We start from the raw sequence: 16,457 nt of genomic DNA, 5'->3' as shown, positions 1-16,457 counted from the left end.
CGCTGCGCCGGCGGCGATCATAAAAGAAGTCGCCGCCTTGATCGGCCTCGCGCCGTCCCGCTATTCTGCGTCGACCGACCGGGCCGCGTGATCGTGCGCGTGTGTGGTCGTTGAACCCATGCCCGCATGCCGGAACGGGAAGGGCGACAGTCGCATGAAGATTACGTGTGAGTCGTGCCAGGCCAAGTACACGATTGCCGACGAGAAAGTCGCCGGCAAGACGGTCAAGATCAAATGCAAGAAGTGCAACCACTCGATGGTGGTCCACGGCGCGAATGAGGCTGCCCCGGCCGCACCGCAGGACGCGACCGTGGAGCAGCAGGGCGACCTGTCGGATGACGCCGAGGCGAAGCTCGTGGCCGACGTGGGCGGCGCGCCCGCGGCGGCGGCGCCCGACACGTGGACCGTCAACGTCGCCGAGGGCGACGAGCGGACCATGACGACCGCCGAGCTCGTGGCCGAGTACGCGCGCGGAGGCCTGAGCAACGACACGTACGTGTGGAAGGACGGGATGGGCGACTGGCTGCCGATCGCCAGCGTCCCGGAGCTCAAGGAGCGATTCTCCTCGCAGGAAGACGCGGCGCCCGCGCCCGCAGCAGCCGTCGCCGCGGCGGCGCCCGCTGCCGCTGCGCCCGCGATCGCGACGCCCATGCCCGCTGCCGCGGCCGTCCCTGCTGCAGCTGCACCGGCGGCCGCAGCGGCGCCTCCGCCCGCAGCGGTCTCTGCGCCGGCCGCCGCTCCGGCGCCTGCCGCTGCAGCTGCGCCGGTCCCCACGGCTCCGGCGCCTGCTGGGCTCAGGTTCGGGCCCGAGGGGACCGTGGTCATGAAGGACTCGCGGCGCGCCCTGAACCAAGCGGGGGCCGCGACCCCGGCGCCTGCAGCCGTCGCATCGGCGAAGGTCCCGGAAGCTGCGGCGCCGGCGAGTCCAGCGGCCGCGGCGCCGGCGAGTCCAGCGGCCGCGGCGCCGGCGAGCCCAGCGGCCGCGGCGCCGGCGAGCCCAGTGGCCGCGGCGCCGGCCCCAGGCGGCGCACCGGCGCCAGCGGCTGCGCGTCGCGCGGCCCGGGGGGCCGCGGTCGACGTCTTCAGCGCCGCGGAGCGCGCCGAGGACCCCGCCGGGTCCGCCCCGCCGCCGGGCCTCGATCGCCAGGTGGGCGAGCGCAACGAGAACTCGGTCCTCTTCTCGCTCTCGGCGCTCACCGCGACCGAGAACGCGGCGGCGGCCAAGCAGAAGGAAGAAGACGAGCTCCCGTCGGGCCGGCGTCCCTCGAACCGCCCCTCGAAGAACAACGGTCGAGCCGGCTATGACGACCTGCTGAACCTCGGCGGCGGCGCCATCGCCTCCGCGCCGATGCTCGCGCCGCCGCCGTTGCTGGCGCCGGTGACGGACTCGCGGCCGCCTCCCTCGATGTCGCTTCCGTCCAAGGCGTCGGTGCCGCCCGCGTCGCTCTCGTCGCTCTCTCCGCTCACGGCGCCGGAGGCCTCGACAAAGAAGGGCCGCACGGGTCTGATCGCGGCCGCGATCGCCGCGGTCGTGCTGATTGGCGGCGTCGCCTTCTTCTTCATGCAGTCGCCGACGCAAGAGGCGTCGACGGTCACGCCGGAGCAGGCGAACACCGCCCCCGCCGAGGTGCCGAGCCCTGCGCAGACGGCGGCGCCGGCGCCGCCGTCTGCCGAGACCGCTGCGGCCGCAACGCCGTCCACGGCGGAGACGGCGGCGCCGTCCGCGGAGCCCACCGCCAGCGCCGAGGCCCCGAGCGCCGCGACGCCCGCCGCGGCGACGCCCGCCGCGGCGGAGAAGCCGGCGTCCGCGCCCGCCGCCGCGGCGGAGAAGCCGGCGGCATCGAAGCCGGAGCCGGCGGCGTCCGGAGGCGCCGAGTTCAACCGTGGCGCCGCGAGCTCGGCGCTCGGCGCGGCCGCTGGCTCCGCCAAGAGCTGCAAGAAGGCCGGCGGACCGACCGGGACCGGCAGGGTCAAGGTCACCTTCGCGCCGAGCGGCAGCGTCACGTCGGCCGAAGTCCAGGGGGCGCCTTTCGCCGGGACCAGCGTCGGCGGCTGCGTCGCCAGGCTGTTCCGCGGCGCGCGGGTGCCTGCCTTCGGCGGGGGCTCGGTCTCCGTCAGCAAGTCCTTCACCATCAACTGATCGCGGCCCGAGCACGGGCGCTCCCGCGAGTGGCCCTCGCGGCGTGCTGGAGGGCTTTCTTCAAGGGCGAGGGCCCGCGGCAGCGGGGCCGAGGGCTCCTGTCGCGCGCAGAGCCTGCGTTGCGCGCCGGGAGGCTTCTGACGCGCCCACCAAGGTCTCTGCCAGCGGCGCGGGAAGGCCTCCGATGCGCGCCCGGAGCTTCCGTCTCACCGAAGAGGAGGAGACGACATGGGCGGTGCTCGTGACCAGGGCAGAGCGGCTCGGGCGGTAGCCACGGTGCGGTCCAGGGGGACGGTTCCCGGGCATGGCGAGCAAAGCGCCTGTTCAGCGCAATCCCAAATCACTCGGCAGATATCCCCGTAATTCATGGGTGGAGTCACGTCGCCGGTGTGCGGCGCCTTCGGGGCACTCGATGACACCCACTCTTTCTGTTGGCCTGCGGGACGGCAACGTTGGCCTGAGGCAACCGAGCCAGGTTTGGCCAGCAGCACGGGCGCGTGTGAGGGACGATTGAGAGATGAGATGCTTTGCCTTGTCGTAATTGCACGACACCGCTCGATGCCATCTCGTGAATCGCGTCCAAAAATAGATTTCTTTTCCATGGTCAACCTGCCTGCGACTTGCTAGCGAATCGGCCTCAGAGACGGCGCGCCGCCGATCCCGTATTGGGCGGTGCAAGACCGACGCTTGTCCTTCCGCGCCGCGGAGGCGCTTGCCCCATCACGCCGGCCATTTGCACACGCCGGCCAGAAGGATCGACCCATGGGCGTGCACGTGATTCTCGACATCGATCCGCGAGGCATCGACGAGGCCGAGTGGGCAGCCACCTACGACGAGACGCTCGCGCTCCTTTCGGCGTGGCAGCCGCGCCTCCTGGGTTGGGGCTGGCGCTCGATCGAGGGGGTGCGCGTGCCGATGTACATGCGCTCGCTCCGTCGTGATGTCGATGACCCCAGGAGGGCGTGTTGGTCCGTGGTCGGCGACCGCGACAGCCTGCAAACGGCCGAGTGCCAGTCGCTCTACCGCGACCTTGGCCGGTACACGGCGCGCCGGGATCAAGGCCCCGACGGCGATATCGTGGTCACCGCCGCCATGCCGGACAAAGGCGACACCGGCGGCCCCGCGCGCGTCTTCGGCGACAAGACGCAGGGCTGTCCGTACCATTTCGCCGTGCTCGCGGCGGCGATGCTCGTCGAAGAGCGCTTTCCGCGGAATGCGATGGTGTGGGGCGACATCGACCGCGGGCAGGCCGAGGAAGCCAGGCGGCTGGCTGCGCCCCTGCTCGGCCGCGAGCTGCCGCTGCCTGTGCGCGTCGATGCCTCGCGGCTCATCGAGCGCTTGCGTGCTCGCTACGCTGCGGGCGCGTTGCCCGGCGCGTTCAAGCGTGTGTTCCTCGGGGAGGCGAGCGAGCAGCATGAGGCCATGCTGCGCGCGTTCCCGGGCGAGGACGGCGCACGTGAATGGCAGCGTGCGCTCGCCGAGTGCAAATCGCCAGCTTCGCTCGGCGCAGGCCGCCTGGTGATCGCCTGGCTCAACGCAGGGCGCGGTCTGCGTGATGCGTGCCGGCTCGCTTGCCTCGCGCCGGAAGGTCCGCGCTTCTCGCCGGAGGATTTCGTCGCGATCCTCGCTTCGACATGGGTCGCGGTGCCGCCTCCTGCGCGCGAGCCGCTGGTCGCGTTTTGTAAGCCGCCGGGGGCGCCGCACACGGTCGCGTCGCTGCTTGGCTCTTTCTTCCTCGATATGGTGGCTGCAGGACGGCATCTTCGGATCAGCATCGAGCCAGCGGCGATCGCCGCCGATCTTTCGGAGGTGTTCGGCGATCGCGGGCCTGCGCTCGCCGCGCAGCTGTGCGAGAAGAGCGCGACGATCGAGGCGCATCTCCGCGAGCACGCGGACGGCCTGAACGCCTTCGTCGCGAGCGCGGGCGACGTTGCCGGCGACGATACGGAGGCGCTCGCGGTGCTCCGCTCCGCAGATGCGATGGGCCCGAACCAGCGAACCTGGGTGCGGGCGATGGCATGGAGCGTGATGACGGTGCTCGCGGGCCTCCGTGGCGGGGACCCGAAGATCGCGGAGGCCCTCGACGATGCGGAGCAGGGGAAGCGTCTGCTCGTACGGATGCTGGCCGAGGGAGCCCCGTTGCTCACCGAGGACGCGTGGGATGGTGTCCTCGCAGAGAGGAAGGCGGACGTCATCGCGTGGTGGGTCGCGCTCGTCAGCATGCGGGCTAGCGAGCTGCACGCGTCGCAGGTCTGCCGTGCCTTTCTCGAGAACGCCGAGCTTCGGGCCTACGCAATCGCAGTTGGTCGTGATGAGGCGGCGATGCGTGAGCTCGGCGAGCTGGCTGCCAAGGTGCGCGCCGGTGGCGGTGGTGATCGATGACGCCCACCCCTCATGACGCCCTGTTCAAGTCCACGTTCGGCCAGCCGGAGCACGCGGCTGCGGCGCTGCGCCAGGCGTTACCTGCCGCCCTGGCGGCCCGCATCGACTTCGCCTCGCTGGCGTTGCAACCCGGCAGCTTCATCGATGATGCGCTTGCCGCGAGCCACAGCGATCTCCTCTTCACCGCCAGGCTCGAGAGAGCGTCGCTGTTCGTCTACGTGCTCTTCGAGCACCAGAGCACGACGCACCCGCTGATGGCGTTTCGGCTGCTCACGTACATGGTGCGGATCTGGCAGGGTTACCTGGAGCGCCACCCGAGGGCGACGCTCCTCCCGGCGATCCTGCCCGTGGTGCTGCACCACAGCGAGGGTGGCTGGAGCGCGGCGGTTTCGTTCCAGGATCTGCTGGAGGTGCCGCCGGAAACGCGGACGCTGATGGCCGAGTATGTGCCGCAGTTCCGGTTCGTGCTGGACGACATCAGCCAGGAGACGGACGAGGCGCTGCGCGCGCGGGCGATGACGGCGCTGGGGCGGCTGGTGCTTTGGTGCTTCCGGCATGCGCGCGATCCCGAGGATCTGGTGGAGCGCCTGTCGGCGTGGCGCGACGTGGTCCAGGAGGTGCGTCGGGCGCCTGACGGAGGGGCTGCGCTCGTGCGCGTGTGGCGGTATATCTTGAGCATCGCCGACCCGCGCGAGCCCGACAAGCTGCTGCCGAGGCTGCTCGTGGCGGCGGGACCGGATGCCGAGGAGGAGATCGTGACCATCGCAGATTACCTTCGCGAGGAGGGCCGGCTGGCGGGCGAGCGAGAGGGCCGGCTGGCGGGCGAGCGAGAGGGCCGGCTCGAGGGGCAGCGGAGCACGTTGCTGAAGCAGCTCCGGCTGCGCTTCGGCGAGCTGCCGCAGCCGATCGAGGCGCGCATCCGCGCCGCCGACGCCGTGCAGATCGAAGGCTGGACCGAACGTGTGCTCACCGCGCCCACGCTCGACGACGCGCTGGCCGAGCGCTGACGCGGCGGTGATCGTCTACCCCCTGCGCCGCCGGCAGAGCAGACCGGCCAGCGCGAGCCCCGCGAGCCAGCCGGCGCTCCCATCCCGGCCTTGCGGGCTGGCCGCGCAGGGGCCGAGCATGCCGCTGCCGGCCGCGTAGAAAGACTCCGGCACCACGGCGACCTCGGTCGGCGGCGCGCCCGGGGCGTCGCCGTTGCCGTCCGTCGGATCGTCGCTGACCGGCGCGCCGAACGCGCCCGCCGCGGCGATCTTCGCCTGGTTCTTGATGAGGTCCGGCGCGTCCGCGTCGACCGTCACCTCGAAGCGCACCGTGACGCTGCCGTCGACAGGGATGCTCCCGCCCTGCGCGCCGTCCGCCCCATCCCCGAGCCAGAACGTGACGGTCCGCGTCGCGGGATCGTACTCCCCGAGGTCGTCGCCAGGCGCGTCCGTCTGGGGACCGGCGTTCGGCCCGTCGACGATCGACAGCGAGCCGGGGACGAACGTCACCCCAGCAGGCAGCGCGTCCGTCAGCACCGCGCCCACGGCCTCGTCATTGCCCGTGTTCGTCGCCGTGATGCGGTATTCGACGGCGTCCCCGCGGTAGGTCGGCAGCCCGCCGAGGTCCGTGGCCACCTTGCTCGATTTGCTGAAATCAGGCCCATAGTTGGAGATCGACGTCACCCACCCCGCGAGGAAATAGAGCTCGTCCCTGCTCGTGGCGACGAGCGTGGCCCGATCGTCCCCCGGCGTGAGCTTCGCGCTGACGTCCACGATGTCGATGTCGACCCCCGACATGCTCTGAGGTGTGCCCGGGATCCTCGGGAGATCGCCCTCCACCGACACCGCCTTTCCGAGCGCCGAACGGGTGCTGTTGAAGAAGTTGTCGGCGGGGTTCAGCTCGTCGCTCAGCGCCTCGGCCAGATCGGGCTTCCCCGGGTTCTTGGGGTTGAAGAACACGCTGTCACCGGTGTTCGAGTTGTCGCCCTCGAACGCGACGATGCCCAGCTTCGCCACGAAGCCGGCGTCGGGCACCTTGAAGCCCGAGAGCTCGACCTGCTGCCAGCCCACGTCGGAGACCCGGTCGAGCCCGTCGAACAGCGCGAGGTTGCGCATCGGCGATCTCGGCGCCTCGTAGAACACCACCATCCACCACGCCACGAAGACCACGTCGTCGTCGCTGTCCCTCACGTCGACGACGTCCACGCCGCCCACCCGGTAGGCCCCGGCGCCGCTCTCCTTCACGATCGAGGTGATGTCGGCGACGGACTGGTAGTTGTGCGACTCGTTGGGTTTCCCCTGGTTGATCACCGTCTCGACCGAGTCGATGGCGGTCACCGTGCCGTCGTAGCCGCCCGCGTGGTGGAGCTCCACCTCCGGATCGGCGCCGGCGGTGTTGCGCGCGGCCCAGTACAGGAACGCGTGGGTCACCGCCGCCCCCTCGGGCAGCGTGAGCACCGCGGTCGTGCGCGCCATCTCCGGGGTGATATCGAGGCTCGCCTCCGCCCTGCCGTCAGCAGGCGAGTCGGACCGCCAGAAGAGATCGGGCCCCGACTCGACGGTCGACTGGCCGCAGGCGCCCATCGTGCCCTCCGTGGGCCTCGGCGTCGCGGAGCGGCACTCCTGCCCGATCGAGCTCCCGATGAGGGCGAAGTCGCCCTGCTGATCGACCTGTACACGCAGCTTGGGCTCGGCCGTCGCGCTGGCGGTCGTGAGCCCGATCAGCGTGAGGGACGCGAGCCCCGTGATGCTCAACTGCTTTCTCATCGATCCTCTCCGGTCTCTGCCTGCGGTTTGTACGCGGCCTTCTTGATGATGTTGAACTGGACTCGCCGGTTCCGCTGCCTCCCGGCTTCCGTCGCGTTGTCGTCGATGGGCTGCTCCCGGCCGTAGCCCTGGGCCGTCAGCCGCGTCGAATCGATGCCGCGGCGGACCAGCGCCGCCATGACGGAGTTGGCGCGGTTCTGCGACAGGATCCTGTTGTGCTCCACGGTGCCCCGGTTGTCGGTGTGACCCTGGATCTCGATGAGCTCGATCTCCGGGTGCTCCTTCAGCACCTCGGCGACCTCGTCGAGCAGCGGATCGCTCACCGGCTTGATGGTGGCCTTGTTCGTGTCGAACTGCACCTGCTGGAGGATCACCACGTGCTTCTCGGTCACGCGCACCGCCTTCGGGCAGCCGTGCTTCTCCGGGTCCGGATCCGCGAAGCCCTTCTCCCTCGGGCAGGCGTCCGTGTCGTCGCGGAACGTGTCGCCGTCGGTGTCGCGCGGGCAGCCGTTCTTCGCCGGGTCCTTCGAGCGCAGCCCCTTGACGTCGGGGCACGCGTCCTCGGCGTCGGCCACGCCGTCGTCGTCCCGGTCCGGCGGGCAGCCGTTCTTCTTCGGGTCGTCGCTGCGCACGCCCGCGATGGCGGGGCACGCGTCCTCGGCGTCGACGATGCCGTCGGCGTCGCGGTCCGGCGGCGGCGGGCAGCCGTTCTTCTTCGGGTCGTCGCTGCGCACGCCGGCGACGGCGGGGCAGGCGTCCTCGGCGTCGACGATGCCGTCGGCGTCGCGGTCCGGCGGCGGCGGGCAGCCGTTCTTCTTCGGGTCGCCGCTGCGCACGCCCGGCACGCTCGGGCACGCGTCTTCGGGATCGCCGATGCCGTCCCTGTCCTGATCCGTCGGCTGCTCCGGCGTGAAGGCGGCCATCGCGACGGCGCGCACGTCCGGCGTCCCGATCCCCGAGGTGATCCCCGGCCCGACGCCGATGCCCGCCTCCATGAAGGGCAGGAATCGATACCTCGCGTCGAGGAGGAGCTCCGCGTTGGTCGAGCGGCTGCTGATGTCCTCGAGCACCATCGCGGCGCTGAGCTCCGGCCCCACCTGGAGCCGGCCGTCCAGCGCGAGGAACCCGACGCCGCCGCCCAGCGTGAGCATCGTCCCCTGCGCCACGCCGCCGAACGACTGGGAGCGCCGGACCTCGGTGCCCAGCGCGGTCGACCAGACGAGCCGATCCATGCGGCCGCCGGCCGCGACGTACGGCATCGCCCGGACGCTCCCGTCGCTCACGAACGAGTCGTCCGCGCCGGTCGGCAACCAGAGGTAGGCGCCGACGGCGAGCTGGAACGGGTCATGGTACGCACCATGGAGCTGCAAGCGCGCGCCGAGCCGCACGTCGCCGAGCGCCGCGCCGCTCGGCGACGGGAACAGCTGGCCGCCGCCGCTCGGGCTGTCCCCGGACTGCAGCGCGGTGAGCGGCGCATCGAGGTCGACGCTCAGCTTGTTCCAGAGCGGGAGCGACGCGCCCAGGCGGAACGTGAGCTGATCGCTGACGACCGCGCCGATCTCGGCGCCGTCGCGCTCGCGCCGCAGGACCAGCGGGTTGCTCGCGTAATCGGCGAGCAGCATCACATGCGGTGTGAGGTGCCCTGCCACGAACGGCGACGGCACGCTGAACATGCGGTCCCCGGCCGGCGCCGGCACGAAGCGGCTCAGGGCCATGCCTCCGGGGTTGACCGGCGCGTCCTGCCCGTGCGCAGGCGCGGGAAGGAGAGGGACGACGACGAGGGCGGCCAGCGCGGTGGCAAGCGAACGGAGAGGCCAAAGTCTCATGAGGTGGCACCCTGCATCGGCGGGTTTCGCATGACGATATAAGACGCTGTCGCGGATGAGTATACAGGTCGGCAAGTGCGGAGTCTTGAGCAACGAGCGACGTCGTCCGCATGTTCGTAGGACTTGCGCGCACCTCCCGGACCATTCCCCGACCATTCCGCGCCACCCCCAGCGCATTCCCCGATCCGCTGAACGAACGAGAGGCGATCGCGCGCAGGCGGCGCGCGCTTCATCGCAGCGACGCCGCCGCGAGCGGGCCGTGCCGCGCGGGCGAAGTCGACCTCGTCGAAGAGCGCATATCCCGCGCTGCGCGCCGGACGACTGAAAGAGAGGGACCGTCGAGCCGCAGAGAGGGCCGGGAGAGCCCATGTCGTCGCGGCGGCCCCGGCGCGATGCGGTCCGACTCCAGGGTCGGTCGCTCCAGCCACCCTCGCGAATGGCCAGCGCGACGGCGCGACCGCTCCGGCGCCCCGTCGCGCTGGCGCGAGGCGGGCGCCCGGGCCGGCAGCGCGGGATCGCCGGCGATGCGGCGGCGCGCCGCACACCTCGCCCGGCGCGCCCTTCGTGGCGCCTGCCCGCCGCGCAGCGAGCGCGCTCGGCGCACGCCGCTCACCGAGCTCGTGGCACGCCGGGCGCTCGAACCGCCGCGGCCCTCGAGGGCGAGCCTCGAACGGCGCGGGGTCCGATCCGGACGGAGGACCTGCTGGACGGCACAGGGGGCGCTCGGGCGCCTGCGCTCTGGACGCCGAGCGGCTATGGTTGGCGGGACATCGCGATGGGCACCCTCCTCAAGCGTGCGCTCGACCAGGCGGCGGTCTGGCATCGAGCCCAGAAGCGCAAGTATCCGAACGCCGACGTCCCCTACATCAGCCACCTCGCCGGCGTGGCGGTCCTGCTCGCGCGCCACGGCTTCGACGACGAGGTCGTCGCGGCCGGCGCGCTGCACGACGCCATGGAGGACCAGGGCGTCACGTTCGACGAGCTGAGCCAGCGCTTCGGCGATCGCGTCGCTACGCTCGTCCGCCACGTGACCGAGCAGGACAGGGCGCTGCCCTGGGAAGACCGCAAGCGGCTCTATCTCGAGGCGTTCCCGAAGAAGCCCTGGGAAGCGCAGGCGATCACGCTGGCTGACAAGATAGACAACTTCCAGTCGATCATCGTCTGCGCGCGCGAGCACGGCGATCCGTGGTCGATGTTCAAGCGCGGCAGGGACATGCAGATCGCGAGGTTCGAAGAGCTGCGCGCGATGTGCCGCGGCCTGCCGCCGCACCCGCTGCTCGACGAGTACGGGGCCGTGCTCGACGAGCTCCTGTCGACGGGCTGAGCGCCGGATCCGCGGGGGGCTCGGCGACGCGCTCCGGGGCCTCGGGCTCGGCGGCGAGCGGAGCTCCGCCCGCGGCCAGGAGATCCTGAAGATCGAGGCCTCGGAGACACGGTGTGTCTCGAACGTGCGCGAGGTGACGGCGACGCGCGCTGGACTCCGGAGAGGCCCTCTCGGGGCTGCGCGCTCGGCGAGAGCAAGCGTGAAGGGTCCAGAGCTCCCGTGAGCCACCCTGCCCCGCTCCGTGCCGGATCGGGTTCACTCGCGCCCTCCGCTCCCTTCATGTGAGCACGACGAGCACCCCTCCTGCCCGTCCCGGGCGAGCGACAACCACCCTGATCCTGGCCGGCGCTGCGTTCCGGAGCGGCCGGGGCGCGCGCGTCGACAGCCGCTCACCGGCACATGCGATGCACCGGGTGAGGGGAGCTCCTCCAAGGAGGCACCGATGAAGCTTCTATCTCCCCGCCATCATGGATACGTCGATTACGCGGTCGTCGTCCTGCTCGCGCTCGCGCCGCTCGCGCTCCGCCTCGATCCGGTGCCCACGGCGGTCTGCTACGTCGCCGCCGTGGCGCACCTCGTCGTGACGCTGCTGTCCGATCAGCCGCTCGGCGCCGCCAGGATGATCCCGTTTTCGGTGCACGGCGCGCTGGAGACCTCCCTCGCCGCCGCGCTGCTCGCGTCGCCCTGGCTGTTCGGGTTCTCCGCCGAGCTCCCGGCGCGGACCTTCTTCGTGGTCACCGGGCTCGCGCTCGTGCTCGTCGCCCTCACCACGAGGTACTCGACCGGCGCCGCCTCCCGGCAGGAGCCGTACGACCGCTACGATCGCTGAGCCGCGCGGGCGGCGCTCAGCAGGCGGAGACGGCCGCCTGCGCCTCCCGCATCACCTCGGGCCAGGCCGGATCCGCGCGCGACACCTCCATGGCGATCGCCAGCGGATCCTCGCCGGCCGCGATGGCGAGGCGCGCGGCAGCGGAGCCGGTGAGCAGATCGAAGGCCGGGATCGTGTCGACGTACTCGTACCGCTCGGTGCGGAAGCGGAACTGCTCGGGCTGCTGCCTGCAGGCGAACGCGATGAGCGCGACGTACGTCGCGACCGGGCGGAAGGCGCGCGGATCGGTGACGTGGATCTGGACGCCGCCGCAGATCTTGCCCGCGTGCTTCTGGAAGGTGGGCCGGAAGGTGAGCGGCCGCGCGACGAAGCCCGGCAGCGCCGTGGACGCGAGGCGCGCGGCGAGATCGCAGCCGTCGAGCCAGGGGGCGCCGACGATCTCGAACGGGCGCGTCGTGCCGCGGCCCTCCGACAGGTTCGTCCCCTCCAGCAGGCAGCCGCCCGGGTAGACGAGCGCGGTGTCCGTCGTCGGCATGTTGGGCGACGGCAAGACGAACGGGCGATCCCACCCGGACGCGAGCGCCTCCCGGCGATGACCCTCGACCGCCACGACCTGCAGCCCGCAGGCGACGTCGCCGAGCGGGATGCCCTCGCGCCGCGCGAAGAGCGCGACCAGCTCGCCCACCGTGAGCGAGTGGCGGATGGGCACCGGCTCCAGGCCCACGAACGACAGGAACCCCGGCGCCTGCGTCGCGCCCTCGACGCTCTCCGCCGCGCCCCCGAGGGGGTTCGGCCGGTCGAGCAGCACGACGTGCACGCCCGCCGCGTGGGCCGCCCGCAGCGCGAGGAGCGCCGTCCAGACGAACGTGTAGTACCGCGCGCCGACGTCGGCGAGATCGATGAGGAGCACGTCGATCTGCGCGAGATCCGCCGCGGAAGGCGAGAGATCCTCGAAGCTTTCGCCGTACAGGCTGACGATGCCCGCGCCGGAGCGCGCGTCGACGCTGCTCATCACCGTCGCCATGTCCTGCGCCTCGCCGCCATAGCCGTGCTCCGGGCCGAAGAAGAGGCGCGGGCGCAGGCGGAGGCGCTCGAGGACGAAGGCGATGTGGGTCAGCTCGCGATCGACGCTCGCCGGGTGCGCAAGGACCCCCAGGCGAGTCGAACGGAGGCGCTGGAGCTGCGGAAGATCCGGGAGGCGGTCCAGTCCGACGTGCACGTCGCTGTGCTACCAAGGCGAGCGCGTGCCGTCCATGCGTCCGCGGTGGATTCTGTGTGACGCGCGGCGACGGGCGGCGTCACTCCTCGGGGGCGCTCTCCGCCAGCGCGTCGAGGTCCATCGGCGCGGCGTCGTCCGCCGAGCCTCCGTCGGAAGGCCCCGCCGGCCAGGCCTCCTGCCCGTCGTCGCGCAGGTGGATGCGCTCGAGGTAGAGCCCGTCCGGCGGCGCCGTGATCCCTGCGTCGCGCCGGTCCAGCGATGAGAGCGCGCGCGCGATCGCGCCGGGCGCGAGGTGGCCGCGCGCCACGTCCATCAAGGTGCCGACCAGGATGCGCACCATGTTGTGCAGGAACGCGTTCCCCTCGACGTCGATCCGCACGACGCGCGGGTCCGCGGGATCGAGCGACAGCTCGACGCCGTACAGCGTCCGCACCGTGGTCGTCCGCTCGTCCGCGCTCGTCCGGAACGCGGCGAAGTCGTGGGTGCCCTTCGCGGCGAGCGCCTCGGCGCGCGCCCGCTCGATCGCCTCGTCCGTGATGCCCTCGACCCGCCAGGCGCGACGGCTGAGGAACGGGTCGCGGACCAGATCCCGGAGGACCAGGTAGCGGTAGCGCTTGCGGAGGCTCTCGAAGCGCGGCGAGAACCCGAGGCGCACCACGGCCGCGCGCCGGATCACGATCTCTTCCGGGAGGTGGCGCGCGGTCGCGAGGACCCAGCCGCGCGGCGGCAGCGGCGCCGTCGTGTCGAAGGCGACCCGCTGGTCGCGCGCGTGGACGCCCGCGTCGGTGCGGCTCGCGCCGCGGATCTCGCGGATGCCGGGGTCGATGACGCGCAGCGCGCCGAGCAGCTCTCCCGAGACCGTGCGCTGGTCGCGCTGGCGGGCGAAGCCCGCGAACGGGCGCCCATCGTAGGCGACCGAGAGCAGGATCCCCCGGCTCGAAGCGGCGCTCCTCGCCACGGCGCGATCGACGCGCGCGGCCTAGCCGCCGCTCCCCCCGGCGCCGCCCGCGCCGCCCGAGCCACCCGCGCCGCCGGCACCACCCGCACCGCCGGCACCACCCGAGCCGCCGCTTCCCCCGTCGCCGTCCGAGCCGCCGTCGCCGCCCGTGCTGGCCGAGGAGGTCCGCGACGCATACCCCTTGACGCACTCCGGGTTGACGAGGCCCTCCGCGTTCTTGCAGCACTCCTCAGGGGCCGCCAGCTGGCCATTCACCACGCAGGCCGGGAGCTGATAGCAACCGTCCGGATCGTTCTCGATTCCCTGGTCGGCGTTGAGGTTGTTGTCGCAGAGCGCCGTGGTTCCTTCATCGACGTGGCACGCGGCGCTCTGCAGGACGAGCGGCGCGAGCGCGAGGAGGAGCAAGCTGGCCATCCGGGGGGGGAGCGTTCGCATCGGCTGCTTCCTATTGCTTGATGGTGAAGTTGATCGGAACGTTCACCACGACGCATCCGCTCTGCGGCGGAGGCAGTGATTTGCCGCGGAAACGTCCCAGGACGCAAGACGCAATCTCGCCCGAGCCCACCGTGTCGTTGAGGATCGAGGCGCTGCACACCGCGCCGTTGGAGGCGACCTGCACGCTCACCGTCAGCTTGCCGGAGACCTCCGAGGTGCGCAGCGCGCGGTTATAACAACCCTGCGCCGAGCGAGCGAGCCCCAGGACGGCGGAGTCGAGCGCGGGCGAGGTCGCGCCGTCGCCGCACTTGCCGGAGCAAGGCGACTTGCCGGTGGTGGCCGGGCCCTGCCCCGACGCGACCTTGCCGGCGTCCACGCCGGCGTCCTCGACCTCCTCGACGGGCGGCGGCGGCGGGGGCGCGAACAGCGGCGGAGGCTCCGCGGGCTTCGTCTCGGCGGGGACAGCGGCGGTCGGCGCGGCAGGCGGCGCGGCCGGCTCCGGGCGCAGCTTCCAGTAGAGCAGGCCCGCCATGAGCGCAGCAAGGACGACCATTCCTGCGATGTAAGGCCCAGGGCCGCCGGATTTTCCCGGGATCTGCTGGGATGACGGAGGCATCGATGCGGACACGTTGAGAAGTCCTCCCGGAGAGACGCGCGAGGTCCGGCCGCTTCGGCGGGACCGTCGTGCGCCGGAGCCGAGACGCGGGCGCGTCCGGCGGGGGCGAGTCTACAAGGGCGGGCAGGGAAGCGCGCCAGGAAACTGGATGCGCCCCGGATGAACACGACAGCGCCGCGCGGAGGGCTGCTCGCGCGTGGCCGGCGCGCGCAGGCGGCTCAGCGCGCATGGCTGGCGCGCGCAGGCGGCTCAGCGCGTGTAGAGCGACACCGCTGTGTCACCGTAGGCGCGGCTCGCGGTGCAGGTGAGCCCGGCGATCTCCGGGGAGGGATCGCGGCGCGCGTGCTCGAGGACGAGGCGCCCTTCCGGGGCGAGCAAGCCGAGCGGGCCGGCGAGGCGCGCGGCCGCCGCGGCGGCCTTGGCCAGGACGGCGTAGGGCGGATCGAGCAGCGCGAGGTCGAAGGGGCCCTCGTCGCGGAGCAGATCGAGCGCGCGCTCGACGGGGAGCGGGACGACCCGCGCCGCCTCGTCGAGGCCGAGCGCGGCGAGGTTCTCGCGGAGCACGGCGAGCGCGGGGCGGCCGCTCTCGACGAAGACCGCGCGCCGCGCGCCGCGCGAGAGCGCCTCGATGCCGAGCGCGCCGGTGCCGGCGTACAGGTCGCAGACGAGCGCGCCGGTGACGTCGCCGAGCGAGGAGAAGAGCGCCTCGCGCACGCGGTCCGCCGTCGGCCGCGTGCCCTCGCCGCGCGGCGCGGCGAGCCTCCGCCCGCCGAGCCGGCCGGCGATCACCCGCACGGTCGTCCCCCCGTCATCGCGGGCAGCGAGGCAGAGCTCACCAGCGGTACGTCACGTCGACGCCGCCGCCGCCGAGGCCGACGCTGGGCTGCACGCTCCAGCCGGCGCGCTCCGCGGTCTGGCCGTCGCTCGTCACGAGCAGGTACGCGCCGACACCCGCGGACGCCACCGCCAGCGGGTAGAAGACGTACTGGAGCGCCATGAACGTGTCGGCCCTCTCGCAGAGCTCGATGCCCTTGCGGGCCGTCTTCGCGTCGGCGGTGAAGTCGTCCTGGATGGCCCTGCGGTTCTCGAGCGCGCAGACGTCCTCGACGTTCTCCGTGAACAGACCTCGATAGGCCACGTACCGCGCGTCGCTCTGGATGCTCGCGACCTGGACGGAGCTGATGACGGCGACGGAGCCGAACACCGCCCCCGCGCCGAGGCCGATGAACCCGCCCATGCGCTTCCAGTTGGTCCGCGTCGATTCGGCTGGCATCTGGCTGAGCGCGACGTCCGTCGTGGCGACGGGCAGGACCACGACCGACGCCTGGGAGTCGAGGAAGCCGGCCGACTTGACGCGCACGTCGTGCGGCCCGGCGGTGACCGTGAAGGTCGCCTCGCCGTTGTGCACGTTGCCGGCGGGCTTTCCGTCGATGAAGACGCTCGCCTGCGCGGCGCCCGTCCTCACGCGGAGAGCCCCGCTCGGCGGCCCGCCGGTCAGCGTCGCGATCGCCTGCGTGGCGATCTTGCGGAGCGGCTCGTCGTTGGCCTCGGTGAGGTTCGCGCTGTACTTCACCGGCACGCTCGATTCCGGCTTGCCGCGGGTCCAGAGGTGCAGCTCGCCCTCGACCTCGGTGTCGCTCCTGCGGAGCATGCCCCAGATGTAGCGGTCGCTCTTGATCTGGTCGGCGATGCGGGCCTGGCAGCCCGCGTCGGGCCGATCGTCGCACTGGAGGGAGAGCGTCAGGACCTCGAGCGAGAAATCCTCCTCGCGGACCGACCACCCCGGGGCCTCCTTGATGGCGGAGCGGAGCGCCTGAGTCAGCGCGCCGGCCTGGTCGTAGGCGTCGTCTGTCCGGAGGACGACGACGGTGATCGGTAGGGCGGTGGGCGACGGCTCCGCCGCACGGGCGGCGTTGCTGCAGGCGAGGAGGGCCACCACGGCAGCGAGACCGGTCCTCTGTGCGCGCGTCATCAT

General features: G+C 72.2%; 13 protein-coding genes. 5 read left to right on the top strand and 8 right to left on the bottom strand.

Going from position 1 to position 16,457, the window contains the following annotated elements:
* The first annotated feature begins 154 nt into the window (after positions 1-154).
* The 3 genes from WMF12_RS42120 to WMF12_RS42110 all read left to right on the top strand — a co-directional run bounded on the left by WMF12_RS42120 (position 155) and on the right by WMF12_RS42110 (position 5,529).
* Positions 155-2,140, top strand: a complete 1,986-nt coding sequence (locus tag WMF12_RS42120) for a zinc-ribbon domain-containing protein (RefSeq protein ID WP_437854342.1) — start codon at positions 155-157, stop codon at positions 2,138-2,140.
* Between the two features lie 1,170 nt (positions 2,141-3,310).
* The gene (locus WMF12_RS42115; RefSeq protein ID WP_437854339.1) at positions 3,311-4,522 is read left to right on the top strand and encodes a hypothetical protein; all 1,212 of its coding nucleotides are present in this window, start codon (positions 3,311-3,313) and stop codon (positions 4,520-4,522) included.
* Entirely contained in the window at positions 4,519-5,529 is a 1,011-nt protein-coding gene (locus WMF12_RS42110) for an Rpn family recombination-promoting nuclease/putative transposase (RefSeq protein ID WP_437854337.1), read from the top strand. Before WMF12_RS42115 ends, WMF12_RS42110 begins: the two co-directional genes overlap by 4 nt.
* Before the next feature lie 15 nt (positions 5,530-5,544).
* Here WMF12_RS42110 and WMF12_RS42105 read toward each other — a convergent pair whose 3' ends face one another.
* Complete coding sequence (locus WMF12_RS42105; RefSeq protein ID WP_437854335.1) at positions 5,545-7,275, bottom strand: DUF3344 domain-containing protein; 1,731 nt, start codon at positions 7,273-7,275, stop codon at positions 5,545-5,547.
* Complete coding sequence (locus WMF12_RS42100) at positions 7,272-9,101, bottom strand: OmpA family protein (RefSeq protein ID WP_437854333.1); 1,830 nt, start codon at positions 9,099-9,101, stop codon at positions 7,272-7,274. Before WMF12_RS42100 ends, WMF12_RS42105 begins: the two co-directional genes overlap by 4 nt.
* Before the next feature lie 775 nt (positions 9,102-9,876).
* On the opposite strand from WMF12_RS42100, the gene WMF12_RS42095 reads away from it, so the two are divergent.
* Positions 9,877-10,425 carry an HD domain-containing protein gene (locus tag WMF12_RS42095; RefSeq protein WP_272102011.1) on the top strand — a complete coding sequence of 183 codons (549 nt, stop codon included), beginning with the start codon at positions 9,877-9,879 and terminating at the stop codon, positions 10,423-10,425.
* A 442-nt stretch (positions 10,426-10,867) separates the two neighbouring features.
* Positions 10,868-11,254, top strand: coding sequence for an SPW repeat domain-containing protein (locus tag WMF12_RS42090; protein ID WP_437854331.1), 387 nt, complete (start codon positions 10,868-10,870; stop codon positions 11,252-11,254).
* Positions 11,255-11,270: 16 nt separating this feature from the next.
* Here the strand turns inward: WMF12_RS42090 and WMF12_RS42085 are convergent, their stop codons facing one another.
* The 6 genes from WMF12_RS42085 to WMF12_RS42060 all read right to left on the bottom strand — a co-directional run bounded on the left by WMF12_RS42085 (position 11,271) and on the right by WMF12_RS42060 (position 16,454).
* Entirely contained in the window at positions 11,271-12,473 is a 1,203-nt protein-coding gene (locus WMF12_RS42085) for an exo-beta-N-acetylmuramidase NamZ family protein (protein WP_437854329.1), read from the bottom strand.
* Between the two features lie 79 nt (positions 12,474-12,552).
* The gene (gene truA / locus WMF12_RS42080) at positions 12,553-13,431 is read right to left on the bottom strand and encodes a tRNA pseudouridine(38-40) synthase TruA (RefSeq protein WP_437854327.1); all 879 of its coding nucleotides are present in this window, start codon (positions 13,429-13,431) and stop codon (positions 12,553-12,555) included.
* 21 nt (positions 13,432-13,452) lie between these two features.
* On the bottom strand, positions 13,453-13,866 hold the full coding sequence (locus WMF12_RS42075) for a hypothetical protein (protein ID WP_437854325.1): 414 nt from the start codon (positions 13,864-13,866) through the stop codon (positions 13,453-13,455).
* A gap of 10 nt (positions 13,867-13,876) precedes the next feature.
* A complete protein-coding gene (locus WMF12_RS42070) occupies positions 13,877-14,419 on the bottom strand; it encodes an AgmX/PglI C-terminal domain-containing protein (RefSeq protein WP_437854323.1) in 543 nt (180 codons plus the stop codon).
* A gap of 312 nt (positions 14,420-14,731) precedes the next feature.
* Complete coding sequence (rsmD, locus tag WMF12_RS42065) at positions 14,732-15,277, bottom strand: 16S rRNA (guanine(966)-N(2))-methyltransferase RsmD (RefSeq protein ID WP_437854321.1); 546 nt, start codon at positions 15,275-15,277, stop codon at positions 14,732-14,734.
* Between the two features lie 37 nt (positions 15,278-15,314).
* A complete protein-coding gene (locus WMF12_RS42060; protein WP_437854319.1) occupies positions 15,315-16,454 on the bottom strand; it encodes a hypothetical protein in 1,140 nt (379 codons plus the stop codon).
* Positions 16,455-16,457: the final 3 nt, after the last annotated feature.

The sequence above is a fragment of the Sorangium sp. So ce363 genome, from assembly GCF_051520435.1.
In the GTDB taxonomy this organism is placed as follows: Bacteria; Myxococcota_A; Polyangia; order Polyangiales; family Polyangiaceae; genus Sorangium; species Sorangium cellulosum_B.
Note: the sequence above shows the minus strand (reverse complement) of the source record. Positions and strands in the feature narration are given on the sequence as shown.